Consider the following 22,726-nt stretch of genomic DNA (forward strand, 5'->3'; position numbering starts at 1 on the left):
ATAGTGCACATCCACTGATTTTTTATCCCATTACTGTACGACTTATTTCCCCGCTTTGGGCCGGCATAACGGACGAAAACGATTTAATGAATCCTATAGATACCGATGATTTAGAAAAACATACCCCTATGATGCGTCAATATTTGACCATGAAAGCAGAGCATCACGACATGCTGCTGTTTTATCGTATGGGTGACTTCTATGAGCTCTTCTATGATGACGCAAAACGCGCCTCTGAATTATTGGGCATTTCCCTTACGGCCCGCGGCAAAAGTGGCGGTGACCCGATCCCTATGGCGGGTATCCCTTACCATGCCGTTGAAGGCTATCTGGCCAAATTGGTTCAAATTGGTCAATCGGTCGCGATCTGTGAGCAGATTGGCGATCCCGCCACCTCAAAGGGCCCGGTTGAGCGAAAAGTGGTGCGCATCGTCACCCCAGGTACTTTGACCGACGAAGCGCTATTGCAGGAGAGACAAGACAATCTGTTAGCCGCGGTTTACCAAGGTAAAGTTGGTTTTGGCTACGCGACCCTCGATGTGTCTTCCGGCCGCTTCGTGATTGCTGAATTAGAAACGAAGGAATCCCTCGAAGCCGAGCTGCAACGTACCAATCCGGTCGAAATTCTCTATAGCGAAGATTTTGGCGCGATGGAGCTATTGCATCATTTTAAAGGCAAGCGTCGCCGTCCCGAGTGGGAGTTTGATTACGATACCAGCATTAAACTGCTACTGGCACAATTTGGCACTAAGGATTTGCACGGCTTTGGGATTACCGATGCAAGGCTTTCGCTACAAGCGGCTGGCTGCTTAATGCAATATGTGAAAGACACCCAACGCACCGCCCTGCCCCATATCAATGCCATTACCCGTTTCAATCAAACCGATACGATTGTCTTGGATGCGGCAACGCGCCGTAACCTCGAACTGACACAAAATTTGAGTGGTGGTCGAGATAACACCTTAGCAGCCGTTCTTGACAATACCGCCACAGCCATGGGCAGCCGGATGTTGCAACGCTGGATCCATCAGCCGCTAAGAGACCATGCCCAGATTTTTGCTCGCCAAACGGCCGTAAATGAATTACTCGAGACCACTGCCCATGAGTCATTACATGAGCAGCTTAAAGCCCTAGGCGATATCGAACGTATCATGGCAAGGCTGGCGCTTCGTACAGCTCGTCCAAGGGATTTTGCCCGCCTACGCCAAGCATTAAACCTATTGCCTCAGTTGCAGCAATCACTCGCGCAGTTAAGTGCGCCCCATACGGTGAAACTAGGCCAACTCTTAGGTGAGTTTCCCGAAGAGCAACAACTGCTTGAGCGCGCGATTGTCGATAACCCGCCCATGCTTATCCGTGATGGCGGCGTGATCCGTGAAGGCTACAATGCCGAGTTAGATGAATGGCGAGGCTTAAGTGAAGGAGCCACTGATTATCTAGTTCAACTCGAGGCGCGGGAAAAAGAGCGTACTGGCATTGCCACACTGAAGGTTGGCTACAACCGAGTGCATGGCTACTACATTGAAGTCAGTCGCCTGCAATCGCAGCAAGTGCCGTTAAATTACCAACGTCGTCAAACTCTTAAGAATATGGAGCGTTACATCACGCCCGAGCTTAAGGAATACGAAGAAAAAGTGCTGTCGAGCCAAGGTAAGGCGCTCGCCCTTGAAAAACAACTTTGGGACGAATTGTTTGATTTAATCCTCCCCAAGTTGCATGAACTACAAGCCTTCGCCAGAGCGGCAGCTGAGCTCGATGTGCTGAGTAACTTTGCCGAACGTGCCGAAACTTTAGGGTATACCTGCCCAGAACTGAGCAGCGAAATCGGCGTAAAAATCGAAGCGGGTCGCCATCCAGTGGTTGAACGTGTGAGTCAAACGCCTTTTATCGCCAACCCTGTCACCCTACACAATCAACGCCGGATGTTGATTGTTACAGGTCCAAACATGGGCGGTAAATCAACCTACATGCGCCAAGTGGCGCTTATCACCCTAATGGCACATATTGGCTGCTTTGTGCCAGCTGATCGCGCCATCATTGGCCCTATCGATCGAATTTTTACTCGGATTGGCGCCTCAGACGATCTCGCCTCTGGTCGCTCAACCTTTATGGTGGAAATGACTGAAACGGCAAATATTCTCCATAATGCGACCGCGCAAAGTTTAGTCTTGATGGATGAAATTGGCCGCGGCACCTCGACCTACGATGGCCTGTCATTAGCTTGGTCTGCAGCGGAATATTTAGCACTGCAAGTCGGTGCAATGACGCTGTTTGCGACCCATTATTTCGAGTTAACGCAATTACCGGAAATTATGGCTGGCGTTTATAACGTGCACCTCGATGCGATTGAACACGAAGACACCATCGCCTTTATGCATGCAGTGCAAGAAGGTGCGGCCAGTAAGAGTTATGGTTTGCAGGTTGCGGCCCTTGCCGGGGTGCCAGCACGGGTGATTAAGGCGGCAAAACACAAGTTACATCAACTTGAGAGCCGCGATCATCAAGTAGAAGGTGCTAATGTTAACGGCACTAGGGCACCGATCCAAACCCTGCTCGCTCTGCCTGAGCCGGTGGAGAATCCCGCTGTCAGCAAATTAAAAGCCATCAATCCCGATAACCTGACCCCAAAACAGGCGCTGGATTTACTCTACGAACTAAAACGCTTGAGTTAACACATAGAGTGAAAACTCGCAATAACATAAACGTGAAAACATAAAAAAACGCCCTCAATATTGGGCGTTTTTTATGACTTTTTGAATGGGTTTAAAGCTAAATAGCTAAACCTTAGTTTCTAAATAATGCCTCTACAGAGAGACCTTGAGCGCCCAGCAAATCACGTAGGCGTTTAAGGGCTTCCACTTGAATTTGGCGAACACGTTCACGGGTGAGGCCAATTTCTGCGCCTACGTCTTCAAGGGTTGAGGGTTCATAACCCAATAAACCAAAGCGGCGCGCTAACACTTCTCTTTGCTTGGTATTGAGTTCGTTGAGCCATTTCACCACTGAGTTTGAAATGTCTTCATCTTGTACTTTGTAGTCAGGGCCTACGTTGTCGTCATCGGCAAGCACATCGAGTAACGCCTTGTCGTTATCGCCACCTAAGGGGATATCGACAGAGGTGATCTTCTCGTTGAGCTTCAGCATACGGCTGACGTCAACACTGGATACTTGCAGTTTCTCGGCAATTTCTTCTGCCGTAGGTTCATGGTCAAGTTTTTGCGCCAATTCCCGAGCTGTACGTAAATAGACGTTGAGTTCTTTTACCACATGGATTGGCAAGCGAATCGTGCGGGTTTGATTCATGATGGCACGTTCAATCGTTTGTCTGATCCACCAAGTCGCATAGGTTGAGAAACGGAAGCCTCTTTCTGGGTCGAATTTTTCCACCGCACGGATCAAGCCAAGATTACCCTCTTCGATTAAATCCAGTAGCGCTAGGCCACGATTATTGTAACGACGGGCAATTTTAACCACGAGTCGCAGGTTACTCTCAATCATGCGATTACGGGATTTTTCGCAGCCTTTTAAGGCCTTACGGGAAAAGTAAACTTCTTCTTCTGCGCTAAGCAGTGGGGAAAACCCTATTTCACCTAAATAGAGCTGGGTGGCATCAAGATTTTTTTGCAGGTCATCTTGAACCTGTTGTTCGAGTCCTAGTTCTTGAACTAAATCAGCGGCAATATCCTCTTTATCGAGATCAAACTCTGCGGTATCTACGGAAAAATCTACTAGTTCTTCTGCGGCAGTGCTATTTATGCGGCTCATGATCAAATCTCCCAAACCTAATGTAAACTGCTTGAATTACTGCAATTTTTTATCCTCCATGCCAACAAGGCCCTAAACAATCATTGCTTAGGTAAATAGTTAAGTGGGTTAACAGACTGACCGTGGTAACGGATCTCGAAGCGAAGCATTACCTGATTGGTACCTGTACTGCCCATTTTTGCAACTGTCTGTCCAGCAAGGACATGCTGCTTTTCTTCGACTAAGATCTGATCTGCATGAGCATAGGCACTAAGGTAATCGTCACTATGTTTAATAATCACTAAATTACCATAACCCCTAAGAGCACTACCTGCGTATACCACCCGCCCATCTGCAGCGGCTTTGATGATATCTCCGCGTTTTCCTGCGATCTTAATTCCTTTATTTCCCTGCTCATTGGCAGAGTATGTCCCAATCAATTTACCTCTTACTGGCCATTGCCACTGACTGACACTGTCTGGCAGTGTTGATGTCGGGGCGACGATCGAAGGGTTAATATTTTGTTGAGAGCTTGTTGCAGAATACGCAGGCTTCGCTTTCTGATCAAGTGTTTTTTTCTGCTGCACACTTGACAAGTTTTTCGCGGAAGAATTGTTACTAGCTGATTGTTTATCAAAAGAATTAGCTTTATTTTGCCCTTTAGACGCTGAATTGCTTCCACCTAAAGTTGTAGAGCCTTTGCCATTTTTTCCTGTGTCATTCGTTAAATATAAAATCTGTCCAGGGTAGATGGTGTACGATTTATCTAATTGATTAATTTTGGCAATTTCGGCGAAATCTTTACCCGCAGCCCAAGATATCGAATAAAGGGTGTCACCTTTCTTAACTTTATAAGAATTAGATTTAATGTGGCCTTTATTATGTTTGGAATAATTGTGGGAGAGACTTTCGACAGGTGCGGGGCGACTCGCCTGAAAGCTACAGCCCGCAAGCAACAACACTAAACTGAGGTTTAAGAGTAAACCCGCATTCAACAATAAAAACTCCTCTTTAGGGCTATCTTACTGTTTTACCTATTCATAAAAGGCCAAGTGTTTAACGAAGTGACCTAAAGCGAAAAACTTAAGCAAATAAATTAAGCGAGTTCGCCATTGACCAAGGGAACAAATTTGACGGTTTCTATCACTTCAGAACTAAAACGATCCGAGCGGCGGGTAAAGCGCATCAATTGTTGCGTCTCTTCCCCCACAGGGATGATCAGCACGCCGCCTTCGGCCAACTGGGACAACAAGGCTTCGGGAACCTTAGCCGCTGCCGCCGTGACCATAATGCCATCAAAGGGGCTGCGATTCGGCCAGCCCTGCCAGCCATCGCCATATTTGAATGACACATTATGCAGATCGAGTCGCTTTAATCTTTGTCTCGCTTGGATCTGTAAACCTTTAATACGCTCAATGGTGCACAGTTCTGGCACTAATTGCGCGAGAATCGCCGCTTGGTAGCCTGAGCCCGTTCCCACCTCAAGCACCTTTTGCGGCTGATGTTGGAGCAGTAACTCTGTCATACGCGCCACGATATAAGGCTGAGAAATGGTTTGTCCTTGGCCTATGGGCAAGGCGGTGTTTTCGTAGGCTTTATGGGCCAGCGCATTATCAAGAAATAACTCGCGCGGGGTATGGGATATTGCCTTAAGAACGGCTGGATGGCGGATCCCCGCCTCCTGAAGCTTTTTAGCTAAATTCACCGCCGATGTTAAGGCAACTCGAGTCATATTTTATCTACCCAATCTTGCAATACCGATAATTGTCTATACGCGGTCAAATCCACGGTTAAGGGAGTGATCGACACATAACCATGGGCAATCGCATGGAAATCCGTTCCTTCACTCGCATCTTGCTCAACACCCGGGGGGCCAAGCCAAAAAATCTCTTTTCCCGCAGGATCCTGCGTTCGCACTATGCCTTCGGCCTTATGCCGTGCACCTAGGCGCGTCACCCGAATCCCTTTAATCTCATCCAGCGGCAAATCGGGCACATTGATATTGAGGATCTGATCGCTCGCAATAGGATGCGCTAACAGCCCCTGCACGATTCGCCGCGCATACACAGCCGCAGAGTGATAATGCTTTAATGCCTTACCATTAAGCGAAATCGCAACGGCGGGGAAACCTAAAAACCGCCCCTCCATCGCCGCCGCTACTGTGCCCGAATATAAAGTGTCATCCCCCATATTCGCGCCAGCATTGATGCCCGATACCACCATATCCGGCTCTCCATCACAAAGCTCACGTATGGCTAAGTGAACGCAATCCGTGGGTGTACCGTGAACCGAAATATAACCATTATCTAACCTATTAATTCTTAATGGGTTAGTCAAGGTTAAAGAGTTACTTGCACCGGAACAATTGCGATCGGGCGCGACCGTCATCACAGTGGCGATTTCGGCAAGCGCCTCGGTTAAGGCTCTGATCCCCGGCGCATTCACACCATCATCATTACTGACTAGGATGCGGATCATGAAGCGGACTCATCAGGCTCTGGCGCACTGGTTTCTGGAGTATCGACCTCTGCCGTCTGACTCTCTGTTGCAGCATTAGCATCAGGTGAGACTGTCGCTTGCCATTGCAGCTCTTTCACATCTTGATAATCGACTAGCTCTCTTAACAGTGATGTCGCAAAGCTGCCCGCAGGTAAGATAAATTCGAGCACTAATCCATCCGCAGTTTGCTCGTATTTAAGGCCTTGAGGCTCGAGTAACAATGGGCGACGCTCCTGCTCAAGCCCCGCGTGCTCAAGGCCGTAGCAATCTTCGCTCAGCTCTGCCATGGCAAGGGTTTCAACCTCGGCGGCTTCGCCCTGCGGTAGCATTTTCCCGCGTCCCCAAAGTGGGGCTGAAAGCTGAATATCTTTCTCAATCAAGCGTTTTAATACCACTAAATCCCATTCTGGCGTGACGAAAAAGCTCTTACTGCCCGCCAGCATCACGCAATCCCCGGCTAAGGGTTTAGTGCCATGATTCGCCAAACGATAGGAGACAACGGTATTGAACAGATTGGAGCGCACCGCAGACAGATACATGCTGCGCTTATTACGGTCTTTCACCTTTTTGCCCGCCAGCATTTGCCGTCCCATCACTAGGTTTTTACCATCGTGACCGAAACGCTGCTCACCAAAATAATTAGGCACACCAATCTGGCTGACTTTTTCAACGCGGCTGATAATGTCTTCTACGTTTGTGACATTGCGCAGGGTAAGAATAAAACGGTTGCCCAAGAGCGCGCCAATACGTAGTTTTTTGCTGTGGCGACTGCTGGATAAAACGGTTAAGCGCTCGCTGTTTAGTTCGCTCCAAGCTGGGGTTTCTTTACCAGGGATACGAATGCCAAACCACTGTTCTGTGATGGCATTTTTATCTTTTTGTCCAGCATAGGTCACCTCTTTGGGATGAACCTTAGCGAACTTCGCCAGCATTTCAGCCACTTGCACCGTATTCAGCCCATCCTTACGAATGTGGACTAAATGATGCTCGCCCTCGCCCGACGGGCTAAAAGGCAAAATCTCTTTCACGATAAAGTCGCTGTTAACGGTTCTTAAATCTGCGGTGCCCGTCGGTTTGCCGTACAGGTAATGTAGTTCGCTCATGGGTCTTTCTTATCTCTTAAAGTTTCAGGCTATTGGCGACTGAGTAATACGACGGCTTCGACCGCAATGCCTTCTTTACGGCCGGTAAACCCGAGTTTTTCGGTAGTGGTTGCCTTAACGTTGATATCGGCAACGTCAGCATTAAGATCGGCCGCCAACACGTGGCGCATATCCTCGATATGCGGCGCCATCTTAGGCGCTTGGGCAATGATAGTGACATCCAGATTACCCAGCTCAAATCCCTTCGCCCGCGCTAACGCATAGCAATGGCGCAGCAAGACGCGACTATCGGCGCCCTTATAGGCGGCATCGGTATCGGGGAAATGTTTACCAATATCCCCCAAGGCCATCGCCCCTAAAATGGCATCGGAGATGGCATGCAGCACCACATCGCCATCGGAATGAGCCACCAGCCCCGTTTCGTAGGGGACTTCGACCCCACATAAAATTAACGGGCGCGCTTCACCAAATTTATGGACATCAAAACCATGGCCGATTCGGATTTTCATTACTTAATTCCTAACGTATTTAATAAATTGCGCAATTCACTCAACTTGCCTTCAAGCATTCGCGCGCAGTAAAAAGAGCTCTGCCAACTCCAAATCATCGGGATGGGTCACTTTAATATTATCCGCCCGCCCGGCGACCAAACCAGGGGAAATACCCGCCCACTCCATCGCCGAGGCCTCATCGGTCACGACAGCCCCCGCGGCAAGCGCGGCTTTTAAATGCAATCGCAACAAGGTGGTTGGAAATAACTGCGGCGTCAACGCATGCCAGAGGTTATCGCGGCAAACAGTCGAGCTAATTTCACCTAAGCTATTGGCGCGCTTCATGGTATCCCGCACAGGCATGGCCAAAATCGCCCCCTGGGGAAAATGCACCCGCGAGGCCAGCAATTTATCTATGTCTTGCGCCGTCAGGCAGGGTCTCGCCGCATCGTGTACTAAAGCCCAACCATTATCAGGCGCCTTATCGAGTGCCGCGAGTACCGAGTCGGCGCGCTCAGAGCCGCCAATGACTGTCACCAGCTTGGGATGCTTGGCCTGCGGTAACGCAGCAAACTCGGTATCCTCTGGATGTAGTGCCACAATCACTTGGTTAATTTGAGGATGGGACAATAACTTGTCTAAGGTATGGGCCAGAATGCTTTGCCCCAGCAAGGTTAAATATTGCTTGGGTTTGCCCGCGCCCATGCGACTGCCAATCCCCGCGGCGGGCACAATCGCGACCACATGGTGCGAGAAAGGATCAATTTGAACTGCAACTTGGGTTTCGACCTGCGGCGCGGCTTCTAATACGGTATCCATAGGCGCTCCGTTACTGCGAGGGACTCGATACTGAACGGTCACCGCCCACCACGCGATAGAAGGTCTCGCCTTCTTTCACCATGCCTAGCTCGTTACGCGCCCGCTCTTCAATCGCTTCGGTACCACTCTTAAGGTCGATAATTTCCTCTTTAAGCACCTGATTACGCTCATTGAGTTTTGCATTACCTTCTTGCTGAGCCGCGATCTGTTTTTGCAGAACAAAGTATTCGGGCAGGCTGTTATCGCCCGACCACAGCCGATATTGCAGCAAACCGAGAAGCACTATGAGTGCAATGACAAAGAATTTCATGGAGGAATTAGCGTCAGTATCTTGAATTAAAAAAATATACTGCAGATAGTACAACAAAAAAGGCCACCAAGTGGTGGCCTTTTTACATCAGACGACTAAATTACGCCTGACCTTTGATTTCTTTCAAACCGCGGTATGGTGCTTTTTCACCTAATTGCTCTTCGATACGCAGCAATTGGTTGTATTTAGCAACACGGTCAGAACGGCACAGTGAACCGGTCTTGATTTGGCCAGCCGCAGTACCTACCGCTAAATCAGCGATAGTAGCGTCTTCAGTTTCACCGCTACGGTGTGAAATCACCGCAGTGTAACCCGCTGCTTTTGCCATACGGATAGCCGCTAAGGTTTCAGTTAATGAACCGATTTGGTTGAACTTGATCAGGATTGAGTTAGCGATGCCGTTCTCGATACCACGGGTTAAGATCTTAGTGTTAGTTACGAATAAATCGTCGCCCACTAATTGGATCTTGTCGCCCATGATCTTAGTTTGGTATGCCCAACCATCCCAATCTGACTCGTCCAGACCGTCTTCAATAGAGACGATTGGATATTGTTCAGTCAGTGACTTCAGGAAGTCAGAGAAACCGTTTGAATCGAATACTTTGCCTTCGCCAGACAGGTCATATTTACCGTCTTTGTAGAACTCAGAAGCCGCACAGTCTAATGCCAGAGTCACGTCGGTACCCAGCTTGTAACCTGCTAATTCAACAGCTTCTTTGATTACCGCTAATGCATCAGCGTTAGAAGACAGGTTAGGAGCGAAACCACCTTCGTCACCCACAGAAGTGCTTAAACCTTTACCGTGCAGTACTTTTTTCAGGGTGTGGAAAATCTCTGCGCCCATACGTAAAGCTTCGCGGAAGTTTTTCGCGCCAACAGGTTGAACCATGAACTCTTGGATATCAACGTTGTTATCAGCGTGCTCACCACCGTTAAGGATGTTCATCATAGGCACTGGCATAGCGTATTGGCCAGGTGTGCCGTTTAATTCAGCGATGTGAGCGTATAGAGGCATGCCTTTGAATGCAGCAGCCGCTTTAGCCGCCGCTAAAGACACAGCCAGAATCGCGTTAGCGCCTAACTTGTCTTTGTTTTCAGTGCCGTCTAAGTCGATCATGATTTGATCGAGTTCAGCTTGTGCAGTCGCATCTTTACCAATTAACGCTGCACGGATAGGACCGTTTACGTTAGCCACAGCAGTCAATACACCTTTACCTAAGTAACGGCTCTTGTCGCCATCACGCAGTTCCAGCGCTTCGCGGCTACCAGTAGAAGCACCAGATGGCGCAGCCGCCATACCGATAAAACCACCTTCTAAATGCACTTCGGCTTCAACTGTTGGGTTACCACGAGAATCCATGATCTCGCGACCAATCACGTTAATAATCTTAGCCATATTACCCTCGATTTAAGTTTAAAAGAGAAAAGAAAAAACCAATACCAATGGGAATTAACAGATGTAGAGTACGACCAAAATCTTTAAATTCCGTTTACTATTTCCGGCTATACGCATGTCGTTTATACACATGGGTATGAGTTTTGACTCATGATTACGCGGCCTGAGTGTAACAAAAGGCCGGGCCCACTGTCGCGGGTCCGGCCTTAAAATTTATTTCTTCAGATCACGTTTTTGATGTGCACTTGCGGCAGCAACGAAACCTTCGAACAATGGATGACCATCGCGTGGGGTCGAAGTGAATTCTGGGTGGAATTGACCCGCAACAAACCAAGGATGATCTTTCAGCTCAATCATCTCAACCAGTTTACGGTCAGAAGATAAACCACTAAATACCAGACCCGCTTGCTCTAAACGTTCTCTGTACTTGTTGTTCACTTCGTAACGGTGACGGTGACGCTCAACACAAGTGTTACCTTTGTACGCTTGCGCCGCTTTTGAACCTTCAAGCAGGTGACATAACTGCGCACCTAAACGCATAGTGCCACCTAAATCAGAGGCTTCATGGCGTTGTTCAACGTTACCTTCTTCATCAACCCATTCGGTGATTAAACCAACCACTGGGAATGGCGTTGCTTTATTGAATTCGGTTGAGTGTGCATCGGCCATGCCAGCAACGTTACGGGCAAATTCAATCAGCGCCACTTGCATACCTAAACAGATACCAAAGTACGGCAGCTCGTTTTCACGGGCATATTTAGCCGCCAGAATCTTACCTTCCACACCGCGCTCACCGAAGCCACCTGGAACTAAGATACCGTCTAAACCTTGCAGAACTTCATCGCCTTTCGCTTCAACGGTTTGTGAGTCGATATACTTGATGCTCACGGATACACGGTTCTTCAGACCCGCATGCTTTAATGCTTCGTTGACTGACTTATAGGCGTCTGGCAGTTCGATGTATTTACCTACCATACCAATCACGACTTCGCCGTTTGGATTGGCTTCTTGGTAAATGACGTTTTCCCACTCAGACAAGTCGGCTTCGCGGCATTCTAAACCAAAACGCTTAACCACTAAGTCATCTAGACCTTGTGAGCGCAGCAGCGCTGGGATCTTGTAGATACTGTCGACGTCTTTTAATGAAATAACCGCACGTTCTTCAACGTTACAGAATAACGAAATCTTCGCACGCTCGTTGGCAGGAATCGCACGGTCGCCACGGCAGATCAGCACATCTGGTGCAATACCGATAGAACGCAATTCTTTGACTGAATGTTGAGTCGGTTTGGTTTTCACTTCACCCGCAGCGCCAAGGAATGGCACTAAGGTTAAATGCATAAACAGAGTACGATCGCGGCCCAGTTCAACGCCTAATTGGCGGATAGACTCAAGGAATGGCAGTGATTCGATATCACCAACAGTACCGCCGATTTCAACAATAGCCACATCGTGACCTTCACCACCTGCAATCACTTTTTCTTTGATCGCGTTAGTGATGTGTGGGATCACCTGAATGGTCGCACCTAAGTAATCACCGCGACGCTCTTTACGCAGCACTTCCTCGTAAATACGACCCGTAGTGAAGTTGTTGCGACGGTTCATCTTAGTGCGGATGAAACGCTCATAGTGGCCTAGGTCAAGGTCTGTTTCTGCGCCGTCCTCAGTCACAAACACTTCACCATGTTGCGTTGGGCTCATGGTACCTGGATCAACGTTAATGTATGGGTCCAGTTTCATGATGGTTACATTGAGACCACGGGCCTCTAAAATTGCGGCTAATGAAGCGGCTGCAATGCCTTTACCTAGTGATGAAACCACACCACCAGTAACGAAGATATACCTTGTAGTCATGCTGAACCTGAGAAAATGAGTTTGAAAATACGTGCTTGTAAGAAAGCACTAGGACGGGGCAGTAGTATACCAAAGGTGTTGCCATTCGACAAACACCAATCCGGATAATTTGCCCTTTATCTTGGCTCGCCCTGTTTAACCTTATCCCAATAGGCATCTAACTCTTCTAAGCTATGTTCTTCTAATGCTTTATTATTTTGTCTTGCAAATGCCTCAACACCTTTAAAACGGCGTTCAAATTTAACATTGGCTTGGCGCAGCGCTTGTTCTGGGTCCACCTTTAAATGGCGCGCCAAATTCACCACTGCAAATAATAAGTCGCCCATTTCGGCCTGTACTTTGGCTTGGTCGAGTGTTGGCTGATTCACCTCCGCCAGCACTTCATCAATTTCTTCGTGGATTTTTGCGACAACGGGCTCGAGCTCAGGCCAATCGAAGCCGACACGTGCGACCCGCTGCTGAATTTTGATTGAACGGGATAACGCCGGCTGTGCACGCGGAATATCATCAAGCACAGAAACCTCGCTTGGTGAAGTCACCCCAGCCGCCAATGCCTTTTGTTCACGCTCGCTGGCTTTGATTGCTTCCCAATTGGCTTTCATTTGCTGACTACTGGCATCGGCCTCAAACGTGGCTTCGCCAAACACGTGGGGATGACGACGAGTGAGTTTGTCGGTGATTTTATTGACGACGGTGCTGAAATCAAACCTGCCCTGCTCTTTGCCTAGCTGGCAATAAAACACCACTTGGAATAATAAATCGCCGAGTTCATCGGGCAGTTCATCTAGGGCTAACCGTTCAATAGTGTCGGCCACTTCATAGGCCTCTTCGAGGGTAAAAGGCACTATAGTTTGAAAGGTCTGCGCCTTATCCCAAGGACAACCCGTTTGCGGATCGCGCAGCTTCTCCATAATCTTCAGTAGCGGCGCGACATCGGTTGAAGAAAGTGCTGCTGCGGGAAGCTCGTTTGGTGATGACACTCTTGAAGAGGGTGCTTTGGTTGATAGCTCTGTTGCCGAAAGCTCAATAGTAGAAGGCGTGGTATGGGAAGTCATGCTGATATCCTTTCAAGAGAGTCGACACAGGTGCAGGATGCGTAAACAGGAATACACTCAAGCTGAGTCGCAACTAAGGCTGTAATAAGGGCAATAAAGCGCTAATGATAAAGTAGCCAAGCTCAAAGTGCTATTTAGGGTTGAGATGGACGTAACTGAATCTGCTCTCCCACGATAGGTACTTTTTATTATCTCCCTCATCATAGATGTCAGTCTTTATCGGTAAAATCTCGTTATCAATACAAAAAGCTTTGTAGAATACTAAGCGAAAATGGTAATTTATTTCGCTATTTTAATGAGTTAATCGACTGTATTGCCTCTGCCCATACCGACTTATGGAACCAGTTTGGATGATACAGCGAAGTTTAAAGGAATAAACATGAGCTTTCTTGAAGCATCTTGGGAAGAAAGAGAAACAACATCGTATAAAGCCCTATTAGGTGACACTGGACCGGGGATTTTTCCACTATCCCATGCTCTCTTTAAGCGCATGAATGCAAGCGATATCGACCCTCGTTGGCTAACCCATGGTGTTTTTAAGTCTCCCCCTAATAGCAACAGAAACACATGGGCATATATCACCTCTGGGATGTCTAATCCTTGGGAAACCGACGAACCCGAGGAATACTCAGGTCTTGGTGTCGAATTTCTAATGGAAACAGAAAAAGACGAAACGTGGGCAGTTGAAGTTCTACAAATGCTTATGGCCTATAACTTATTACTCGCAGCTGGACAGATGGGAGATTTCCCCTTACTAGGTGATGGCGACAGAGTGCCCCTCGCATTATCTGACGCTATTCGCACTATGATGTTTACCGAGCCCGTTTCCTTTCCTCACTGTTTTAACATCAAATCGGGCCGCGTCGATTTATTGCAAGTAGTCGGCATCACGCCTGCTGAATTACAAGTCGCAAAACAAACCTCATCGGATGAAATTCGCACTCAACTTATCAGCAAGTTAGGCACTCTAGTGACCAGCAAAGAACGAGAAAGTGTTGTGTAACCCATTAGATTCGCCTTAAACACGGCCTCGCTCACGCAGCTTACTGCCATCAAGATAAAAGACGATGATAAAACTACAAAAAATTGCCGATACGCTAACCACTGACGAACATACATTAATTGCTGAATCGTTACGCCAAGGCGAAATAGATGGCATTTCTCTATCTTACTTAGGAGGTGCATTCGGTCCAACTTGGTCTGCGGATAGAGATTACTCGTTAGATTTCCTGAAACACTATTCAGGACTCAGAGCTTTAGAGATCCAACTGCCAGCGATAACAAGCATTGAAGCTATCGCAGAATATGCTAGCAATCTAGAGTTTTTAAGCTTGGGTGAGTTCAATCAAAAATCAGTCTCTTTAAAGCCATTATCGTCTCTTCACCAACTAAAACACCTAGACTTAAACAGAAATAACAAAGATATAGACTCGATCAGCGACCTAGCTAATCTTAAAGAGCTTTACCTGACCGGCTATCAACAAGCACAAATTGAACTGTTGGCTAATCTAGATAAGTTAGAAGAGCTATATCTAGGTTTTGGCACCTTTGAAGAATTAGATGCACTAAAGGGCTTGTCTAAACTTAAAAGTCTCGAAATACTTTGGGTGAAAAAGTTACACGATCTCAGCGCGCTGACGCATCTAGATGCGCTTGAGCATTTACATTTAAGTACACTGAAGCAAGTCACCAGCATCCCAGAAATTGCGCATCTTTGTCATCTTAAAAGCGTGTTTATGGATACCATGAATGGGCTTTCTTCTTTATCAGGCCTAAAAGGCTGCTCAATCCGTGAATTAACCGTTATTAATTCACGGATCGATCCTTTTATATTTTCACCGCTTAGTAATAGCCTACCATCATTGCAACGGCTCCTACTTGGTCTGAGTTCCAAAGGAAAAACCAAGGAAGCGCTTAGCTTCTTCGATAGCAAGGTAGTATGTGGGACGCTTAACGACTTAATCTATACGCCCAATAATAATGGCTCTCGAATAGAGTACTGTCGTTAGCGGGATAAACTTCAATAAGTGGGATTGCTTACTTGCTGGCGATTGTGCAAACCGATTTCACCTGAATAAAAAAGCGGTAGCACTTTATGCCCTACCGCTTTTTACAACTGATAACCAATGGAGTCGAGAATTACAATCTGCGCGCTTCTATCACGCTATCGACTTGTGAGAGCTTAGATAACACCCGCGATAAGCCATCGAGGTTGTATAGCTCTAATTCCAGCTCGATGGCTGCCGTCTGATTCTTAATATCCGATGAGGAGCTCATGGCAAGCACATTGGATTTTTCGGCGGCGAGTACTGAGGTGAGATCCCGCAATAAGCCGCTGCGATCATGGGCTAATACGCGCAGGCGCATACGATAACCACCAGAGTAATTTTCGCCCCAAACAACATCGACGCCACGTTCTGGGTGAACGCGCATCAACTCTTTCACCTGTTCACAGTCGGAGCGGTGTACCGAAATACCGCGCCCTTTGGTGATAAAACCTAAAATTTCATCCCCAGGCACGGGCTGGCAGCAACGGGCGATATGGCTGAGTAAGTTACCCACGCCATTCACTTCCACCTGACCACGGCTATTGGTGCCTGATTTGGGTTGGCTCTTCTTAACTAGTTCTTCAACCGCATCTTCTTCGCTCGCCTCATCGAGGCGCAACTTACTCTGGATATGGTTAACGACCTGATGTAAACGCACATCACCGCCGCCGATGGCCGCAAGTAAATCGTCCATACTCGCCATATTAAAACGCTCAACGGCGATGGCGGCATCTTTGATTTTAAGGCTGACTCGCGCCAGCTCGGCTTCGAGCATTTCTTTGCCAGCGATAATGTTTTTATCGCGGTCCTGCTGCTTAAACCAATGCTGAATTTTCGAGCGCGCCCGCGATGTGCGGATATAGCCTAAGTTGGGATTGAGCCAATCGCGCTTAGGATTAGGATGCTTCGAGGTGATGATCTCGATACGCTCGCCCGTTTCGACCTGATAAGTAAACGGCACAATGCGGCCATCGACCTTGGCACCGATACACTTATGGCCGACCTGCGAGTGAATATAGTAGGCAAAGTCGAGCACGGTTGAACCGAGTGGCAAATCAACGACTTCACCGCTTGGGGTAAAGACATACACTCTATCTTCAAACACTTGGCTGCGGACTTCTTCAACCAAGTTGCCGCTTTCGACCACATCTTCCTGCCATTGCAGAATTTTACGCAGCCAATTGATTTTTTCTTCGTAGCCGCTCTGTTTGCCGGAGTGATTACCCTCTTTGTATTTCCAGTGCGCGGCAACCCCCAGCTCTGCATCTTCATGCATATCTTGGGTACGAATTTGAATTTCAACGGTTTTACCTTCAGGCCCCACCACTACGGTATGAATCGATTGATAACCGTTAGGTTTAGGGTTGGCCACGTAGTCATCGAACTCGCGCGGAATATGGTGCCAAAGAGTGTGCACGACCCCTAAGGCGCCATAGCAGTCCTGCAAACGTTCGGTGACAATCCGCACGGCGCGCACGTCAAACAACTCATCAAACTTGAGGTGTTTGCCCTTCATCTTGCGCCAGATGCTGTAGATATGTTTTGGACGACCATACACCTTAGCGCGGATATGATCCTCATCGAGGCGCTGCTGCAACTGCTCGACAAATTTTTCGATATAGACTTCGCGGTCTAACCGCTTACCGTCGAGCTGTTTCGCAATGTCCTTGTAAGTATCTGGATGCAGATAACGGAAGGAAATATCTTCTAATTCCCACTTTAACTGACCAATCCCCAAACGGTTAGCGAGCGGTGCATAGATATCGGCAATTTCGCGGGCCAGCAAGACGCGGGTTTCTTCGTCGGCATTTTTCACGGCGCGCAGCAAACAAACACGCTCGGCCAGTTTAATCACCACGGCGCGTACGTCTTCGACCATCGCCAGTAACATGCGGCGGATATTGTCAATTTGCGGCTCGGTTGAGCGGCTATTGGGATTGATTTTTAACGCACCAATGGCATCCATGGTGACAACGCTGGCGACTAACCGCGCGAGGGACTCGCCAAATTTTTCTTTGATTGCTTCTTCGTTTAGTAAGCCGGCATCAAACACCACAAACAGGATAGCCGCTTGCAGCGTCTCGATATCCATATTCAATGGCGCGAGGATTTCAATCATCTCGCGGGCACGTTCGAGCAGTTCTCTTTTCGCGGCAGGACTCTTAGCGGGTAAGGCTTCGACCTGTGCAATCAAGGTGAGTAAGGTTTGCGCCTCCTCGACATGACTGACATAGCGAGCCACCCAATCTTCAAGATGAAAATCGGGATCATTAAAGTGCGCTTCGCGAACAGAGACCATCTAATTTATTTCCTTATTCGTGCTCAGAGAAAAGTGGCACCACCTCGGCACTCCTATCTTCAGCATTGGCACGGACTTGTCAAACCCAACGAGACGAAACTTCACATTTTTTACGTTATTCAAACGCTTTGCTTACTTTACACTCGAATAACGTGGGCAAGTGAAGAAACCTTGCCCAACCGATAAGCCTTATTTTGCAAGCTCAAACAACGCCATGGCTTCGATATGATGTGTCTGCGGGAACATATCGATTAAGCCTAACTTTTGTAACTTGTAACCACGTTCAAGCAACACCGCACTGTCGCGGGCTAAGCTCGCCGGATTACACGACACATACACCACTTGGCGAGGTTTCATCTTCTTAAGCCATTGCAAACTCTCGAACGCACCCGCGCGCGCAGGATCGATTAGCAACTTATCAATCTTGCCCATCCAAGGCTCGCAGGATAAATCGGCACTTAAATCGCCATGGTAAAAGGTTAAATTACTTAAGCCATTTGCCGCCGCGTTTTCACGGGCTTGGCTAACCATTTCTGGCACCCCTTCAACCCCAATCACTTCGGCGCCCAATTTAGCTAAAGGCAAACTGAAGTTACCCATACCACAGAAGAGATCGAGAATACGCTCACCCGGCTGTGGTGCTAACCAATCTAACGCCTGCGCCACCATGGCCTTATTAATTTGCGCATTCACTTGCACAAAGTTACCCGGTGTAAAAGTGAGGCTCACAGGCGTTGCATCGGCTTTATCATCGAGCAACTGGTAAACGGGCAATAACAGCGTGCCATTCACCCCATGGAACTCGCCGTTGTTGTCTTGTAAACAAATATGGATTTGATGCTGCTCGGCAAACTGCGCAAGCTTAGCCATGTCCTTATCATTTAAGGATTTAGTGATCCGAATTACCGCAAAATGGCCGTTGTCGGCGTCAATCAACTCTAAATGCCCAAGACTCGATTTGGCCGCCAATTGATTAAGCAACTTAGCAAACGGGGCAATTAAATCCGATAAGGGTTTAGCCAAGACTAAACAGCTATCAATAGGCACGACTTGGTTGCTGCTCGAGGCACGAAACCCTAAACTTAACTGCTTGGTATTTTTATCAAATAGAGTCGCAAGGCGGGCACGGCGACGATAGTGCCACCCCTCACCCGTCAAGGCGGGCACTGAGTTGCCTTCGGCGCCAGCAAATTTAGCCATAATATCAACCAAGGCAGCAGACTTATGCTCGCGTTGCCCAGCTAATGACATATGCTGTAAATCGCAGCCGCCACAGCTTTGGTAATGTGGGCATAGCGGCGTGACTCGCTCAGCGCTCGGCGTCTCGACTTTAATTAGCTTGGCTCGGGCATAGTTTTTCTTTTGTTCGGTCAGCTGCGCCTGCACGGTTTCGCTGGGCAAGGCGCCGGGGATAAATACGACTTTTCCCTGATGTTGTGCTATACCTGCCCCTAGATGATCAAGCTGGTGCACGCTGAAGGACTGCTTCGCGGACAATTGCTTGGAACTATTTGGTTTTGCTTTAAAAAATTGTGCCATTTCGGCCTCTAAATCAATAAAAAACTGGTAAAGACCGTCCATTTTCTGGCAGTCTTATAAAATCATATCGTCCCTAGAACTTAGGAAACTGCGCTGCGGCTATGAACCCTGTCAACAACATGACCAAATACAGCTTACGTTCCTGGGTTCTGGTGCTAGCGCTTGCGCCGACGATCTTAGTCGGTATTCTGCTGGGCAGCTACTTTACCATAAATCGCTTCTATGAACTCGAAGATACGCTGATTGAACAGGGCAGCAATATTATCGAACCTTTAGCGATTGCCAGTGAAGTGGGACTCGTAGGCAATGATAGAGAGGCCACCAAACGGCTCCTTGCCGCCGCCCAGCTGAATAAATCCACGCTCGTTAAATCCATCGCTATTTTTGATATTCAAAATCAACTCTTTGTCACATCGCATTATCACAAAGATTTCGAAATCATGCGCTATAAAGAGGCGCTGAGTAATCTGCACAAAACCGAAATTGAGCATGTGGGCGATAGCCTTATCCTTCGAACGCCGATTTTTGCCACCGCCCCTCCGGCGCCGGGCGCGCCCATCAATTTTGATATCCAAACCGATAATGGCGAATTGCTTGGTTATATTTCGGTGATTATCAATAAAGAACGTGCGCTGCTCGAACAACATAGGGCCGCAGTGGCCGCCTTTATTATCGTCTTGATTGGGGTGCAATTAAACCTGTTGTTTACCTTTCGTCTGGTGAAAAACGTAACCCAGCCGATTACCGAAATGGTGCGAGTGGTGGCCAAAATTCGTGAGGGTAAACTCGATGCGAGGCTCGAGGGTAATCTTATCGGTGAGCTGGATTTGCTGAAACGCGGTATTAACGCCATGGCGGGTTCGCTATCGGAATATCACGATGAGATGCAGCAAAATATCGATCAGGCAACCTCGGATCTGCGGGAAACCTTAGAGCAGATTGAGATCCAAAACGTCGAGCTCGACTTAGCCAAAAAACGCGCGCTGGAGGCCAGTCGCATTAAGTCGGAATTCTTGGCGAACATGTCCCACGAGCTGCGCACCCCCTTAAACGGCGTGATCGGGTTTGCCCGTCAACTCGTTAAAACCCCGCTGCACTCGAGCCAAGTCGATTACATTAATACCATCGAGCGCAGCGCCACTAACCTACTGGCGATTATCAACGATATTCTCGACTTCTCGAAACTCGAAGCCGGTAAAATGGTGTTAGAAAAAATGCCATTCGGCTTAAGGGAAACCTTAGGTGAGACAATTACTTTAATCTCGGGCAGCGCGCAGGCGAAAGGGCTGGAATTGGTCGTCGATATTGCGCCAAACGTCCCCGACAACGTTAACGGCGATGCCATGCGCGTTTGCCAAATTATCAATAACTTAGTAGGCAATGCCATCAAGTTTACCGATTCAGGCAGCGTGTTAGTCAAATTAGAATTACAAAACCAGACCGACGAGCAAGTGGTACTGCGCTGTGATGTGATTGATACCGGGATTGGGATTGACGACAGCCAGCAGGACTTCCTCTTTCAAGCCTTTGGTCAAGCGGACTCCTCGATTTCTCGCCGCTTTGGCGGTACAGGGCTTGGTTTGGTCATCACTAAGCGTCTCGTCAACCAGATGGGCGGCCAAATTGGCTTTACCTCGGCGGTGGATAAGGGCTCTAACTTCTGGTTCACTCTGCCATTAGGACTCGGTCAATTCCAAATTGGTGACTCACTGCCCTTTGAAAAGCTTAAAGATAAAACCGTGCTGTTTTATGAGCCCAGAGTGCTCACCCATTCGGTGATTAGTCGTCAATTAAAGCAATGGGATACCAAAGTTACTCACCATCAACACATTCCGAGTTTACAGACGACGCTCTCGACCACTGAGCATCAGTTCGATTATGTGCTATTGAGCTGCCATGGATTTAGCAATCCCAATCAATTAGTCAGCACCTTAAACCAAGCCAAGACTAAGACGGATTGCTTAATAGTGCTGTTCGATTGCCAAGAGCAGGAAGTGCTAAGCCAATTTATTCGCCCCAATGCCGATGTGGTGTTGTCACTGCCGGTGAGCGAGCACCAACTGGCGCGTAATATGCTCTATCCGCCAATGGAATATGACATTTTACCGCCTGCCAGCATCACAGTACCCGCCGCGCGCCAATCACTGACTGTATTGGCGGTGGACGATAACTTTGCCAATTTGAAGCTAATTGATACCCTGCTTAACGAGTTAGTGACGACCGTCATCGCCGTTAACAGCGGTGAAGAAGCCGTCAAACAAGCCAAGAGCCGCACCTTTGACCTTATCTTTATGGATATTCAGATGCCGGGCACCGACGGCATCAGCGCCACTAAGCAAATCCGCCAAGGATCGATGAACCGCAACACGCCCATTATTGCCGTGACCGCCCATGCGATTGCCGAGGAACGTGAACTGATTTTAGGCAGCGGTATGGATGGTTACTTGCCTAAACCCATAGATGAAGCCGCCCTCAAAGCGGAGATAAACCGCTGGATCACTCGGCCCAAGTTCACCCACTTCGATTTACACACCCTCAACTGGGATCTTTGCTTAACCCAAGCAAACCATAAGTCGGATTTAGCCTTAGACATGCTGCGCATGTTATTGGATTCGCTGCCTCAAACCGTCTCGGCCATCGAGACGGCGCTGAGTCAAGATGACCAAGCGACTATGCTCAGCACAATCCATAAGCTCCATGGTGCTAGTTGCTATTGTGGGGTGCCAACGACACAACGATTATGCCAAGAGATTGAATCGGCATTGAAACGTGATGCCCGTGTCGAAGATCTCGAACCGGAAATACTAGAGTTACTTGATGAGCTAACTAAGGTAGAATCGGCGGCAAAACAAGTGCTATCACAGCTATCAGCGGAAATAACAGATGACCAAAAAAACGGGCTTCTTTAAGCGTTTAAAGGCGCTAGAACTACCACAGAAAAAACTCTTTGCCATTGCCCTTTGCCAACGAATGTTACCTAACTATCAATTGTTTTCAGAGGTTTGCGAGTTTGGCGATCCTGCGGTATTAAGCACTGTGCTCGAGCTTCTTTGGCAATCCCAGTACGACAACAAGCTGAAATTCAACATCGATGTGCATTTGCAGCGTTTAGAAGATAACACCCCAGAACCTGCCGACTTTGATAGCTATGGTGTGTACCCGGCGATGGATGCCGTGGTGGCCCTCTCGACATTACTCGGGGCGATTCAAACCAACCTTGAGGAAGATATCACCAATATCAGCAAGTTATCCTCAAGCACAGTGGCGAACTACATTGAAACCATCAGCGATGTGGATTTAACCGATGATGCCTTAGATGACTACGTCTTCGCCCATGAAGTGATGGAAGAAGAGCGCGCGCTGCAAAATACGCTGCTGGAAATCATCGAAGAAAATCCTAAGATCACCGCCGAGTTAGTGAAAGGGTTACGCAAAGAGATTATCGAAGCGGGTGTATCGAATATCGGCATCAGCGTGGCCTAAATAGGAACAGGCTACCTAAGAGATTTGGCTTTTAGGTAGCACCTTATACTGGGGAATACTGCACGAGGGGATAGGACTTAGCTAGG

At 48.1% G+C, this 22,726-nt stretch carries 18 protein-coding genes; 5 read left to right on the forward strand and 13 right to left on the reverse strand.

Going from position 1 to position 22,726, the window contains the following annotated elements; all coding sequences use genetic code 11:
• Positions 1–86 precede the first annotated feature (86 nt).
• Positions 87–2,672, forward strand: a complete 2,586-nt coding sequence (gene mutS / locus CBX96_RS15945) for a DNA mismatch repair protein MutS (RefSeq protein WP_109287351.1) — start codon at positions 87–89, stop codon at positions 2,670–2,672.
• A 112-nt stretch (positions 2,673–2,784) separates the two neighbouring features.
• On the opposite strand, the gene rpoS is transcribed toward mutS, so the two are convergent.
• From rpoS to mazG, 11 genes are all read right to left on the reverse strand, one after another.
• Positions 2,785–3,765 carry an RNA polymerase sigma factor RpoS gene (gene rpoS / locus CBX96_RS15950; protein WP_011621912.1) on the reverse strand — a complete coding sequence of 327 codons (981 nt, stop codon included), beginning with the start codon at positions 3,763–3,765 and terminating at the stop codon, positions 2,785–2,787.
• A gap of 80 nt (positions 3,766–3,845) precedes the next feature.
• Positions 3,846–4,742: a peptidoglycan DD-metalloendopeptidase family protein gene (locus CBX96_RS15955; RefSeq protein ID WP_109287352.1), complete on the reverse strand. Its 897-nt coding sequence runs from the start codon at positions 4,740–4,742 to the stop codon at positions 3,846–3,848.
• A gap of 98 nt (positions 4,743–4,840) precedes the next feature.
• The gene (locus CBX96_RS15960; RefSeq protein ID WP_011621910.1) at positions 4,841–5,476 is read right to left on the reverse strand and encodes a protein-L-isoaspartate(D-aspartate) O-methyltransferase; all 636 of its coding nucleotides are present in this window, start codon (positions 5,474–5,476) and stop codon (positions 4,841–4,843) included.
• Complete coding sequence (surE, locus tag CBX96_RS15965; protein WP_086903152.1) at positions 5,473–6,222, reverse strand: 5'/3'-nucleotidase SurE; 750 nt, start codon at positions 6,220–6,222, stop codon at positions 5,473–5,475. Before surE ends, CBX96_RS15960 begins: the two co-directional genes overlap by 4 nt.
• The gene (gene truD, locus CBX96_RS15970; RefSeq protein ID WP_109287353.1) at positions 6,219–7,346 is read right to left on the reverse strand and encodes a tRNA pseudouridine(13) synthase TruD; all 1,128 of its coding nucleotides are present in this window, start codon (positions 7,344–7,346) and stop codon (positions 6,219–6,221) included. Before truD ends, surE begins: the two co-directional genes overlap by 4 nt.
• A 29-nt stretch (positions 7,347–7,375) precedes the next feature.
• A complete protein-coding gene (gene ispF / locus CBX96_RS15975) occupies positions 7,376–7,855 on the reverse strand; it encodes a 2-C-methyl-D-erythritol 2,4-cyclodiphosphate synthase (protein ID WP_086903150.1) in 480 nt (159 codons plus the stop codon).
• 51 nt (positions 7,856–7,906) lie between these two features.
• Complete coding sequence (gene ispD, locus CBX96_RS15980; RefSeq protein ID WP_109287354.1) at positions 7,907–8,656, reverse strand: 2-C-methyl-D-erythritol 4-phosphate cytidylyltransferase; 750 nt, start codon at positions 8,654–8,656, stop codon at positions 7,907–7,909.
• 10 nt (positions 8,657–8,666) lie between these two features.
• The gene (gene ftsB, locus CBX96_RS15985; protein ID WP_011625569.1) at positions 8,667–8,966 is read right to left on the reverse strand and encodes a cell division protein FtsB; all 300 of its coding nucleotides are present in this window, start codon (positions 8,964–8,966) and stop codon (positions 8,667–8,669) included.
• 100 nt (positions 8,967–9,066) lie between these two features.
• Positions 9,067–10,362, reverse strand: coding sequence for a phosphopyruvate hydratase (gene eno / locus CBX96_RS15990; protein WP_011621904.1), 1,296 nt, complete (start codon positions 10,360–10,362; stop codon positions 9,067–9,069).
• Positions 10,363–10,575: 213 nt separating this feature from the next.
• A complete protein-coding gene (locus CBX96_RS15995; RefSeq protein WP_023267550.1) occupies positions 10,576–12,216 on the reverse strand; it encodes a CTP synthase in 1,641 nt (546 codons plus the stop codon).
• A gap of 116 nt (positions 12,217–12,332) precedes the next feature.
• Positions 12,333–13,271 (reverse strand): nucleoside triphosphate pyrophosphohydrolase, encoded by a 939-nt coding sequence (gene mazG, locus CBX96_RS16000; RefSeq protein WP_109287355.1) that lies wholly within the window; start codon positions 13,269–13,271, stop codon positions 12,333–12,335.
• Positions 13,272–13,650: 379 nt separating this feature from the next.
• Here mazG and CBX96_RS16005 point away from each other — a divergent pair, with 379 nt between their 5' ends.
• Entirely contained in the window at positions 13,651–14,274 is a 624-nt protein-coding gene (locus CBX96_RS16005; RefSeq protein ID WP_109287356.1) for a suppressor of fused domain protein, read from the forward strand.
• 64 nt (positions 14,275–14,338) lie between these two features.
• Positions 14,339–15,280 (forward strand): leucine-rich repeat domain-containing protein, encoded by a 942-nt coding sequence (locus tag CBX96_RS16010; protein WP_109287357.1) that lies wholly within the window; start codon positions 14,339–14,341, stop codon positions 15,278–15,280.
• A gap of 130 nt (positions 15,281–15,410) precedes the next feature.
• Here the strand turns inward: CBX96_RS16010 and relA are convergent, their stop codons facing one another.
• The gene (gene relA / locus CBX96_RS16015) at positions 15,411–17,618 is read right to left on the reverse strand and encodes a GTP diphosphokinase (RefSeq protein WP_011621900.1); all 2,208 of its coding nucleotides are present in this window, start codon (positions 17,616–17,618) and stop codon (positions 15,411–15,413) included.
• Positions 17,619–17,807: 189 nt separating this feature from the next.
• Positions 17,808–19,157: a 23S rRNA (uracil(1939)-C(5))-methyltransferase RlmD gene (gene rlmD / locus CBX96_RS16020; RefSeq protein ID WP_109287402.1), complete on the reverse strand. Its 1,350-nt coding sequence runs from the start codon at positions 19,155–19,157 to the stop codon at positions 17,808–17,810.
• A 101-nt stretch (positions 19,158–19,258) separates the two neighbouring features.
• On the opposite strand from rlmD, the gene barA reads away from it, so the two are divergent.
• Both barA and CBX96_RS16030 read left to right on the forward strand, forming a co-directional pair.
• Complete coding sequence (barA, locus tag CBX96_RS16025) at positions 19,259–22,066, forward strand: two-component sensor histidine kinase BarA (protein ID WP_109287358.1); 2,808 nt, start codon at positions 19,259–19,261, stop codon at positions 22,064–22,066.
• Positions 22,041–22,640 carry a YjaG family protein gene (locus tag CBX96_RS16030; protein WP_011625559.1) on the forward strand — a complete coding sequence of 200 codons (600 nt, stop codon included), beginning with the start codon at positions 22,041–22,043 and terminating at the stop codon, positions 22,638–22,640. The genes barA and CBX96_RS16030 overlap by 26 nt, the downstream gene beginning before the upstream one ends.
• Positions 22,641–22,726 lie beyond the last annotated feature (86 nt).

Origin of the sequence: Shewanella sp. BC20, assembly GCF_003129585.1 — a bacterium.
In the GTDB taxonomy this organism is placed as follows: Bacteria; Pseudomonadota; Gammaproteobacteria; order Enterobacterales; family Shewanellaceae; genus Shewanella; species Shewanella seohaensis.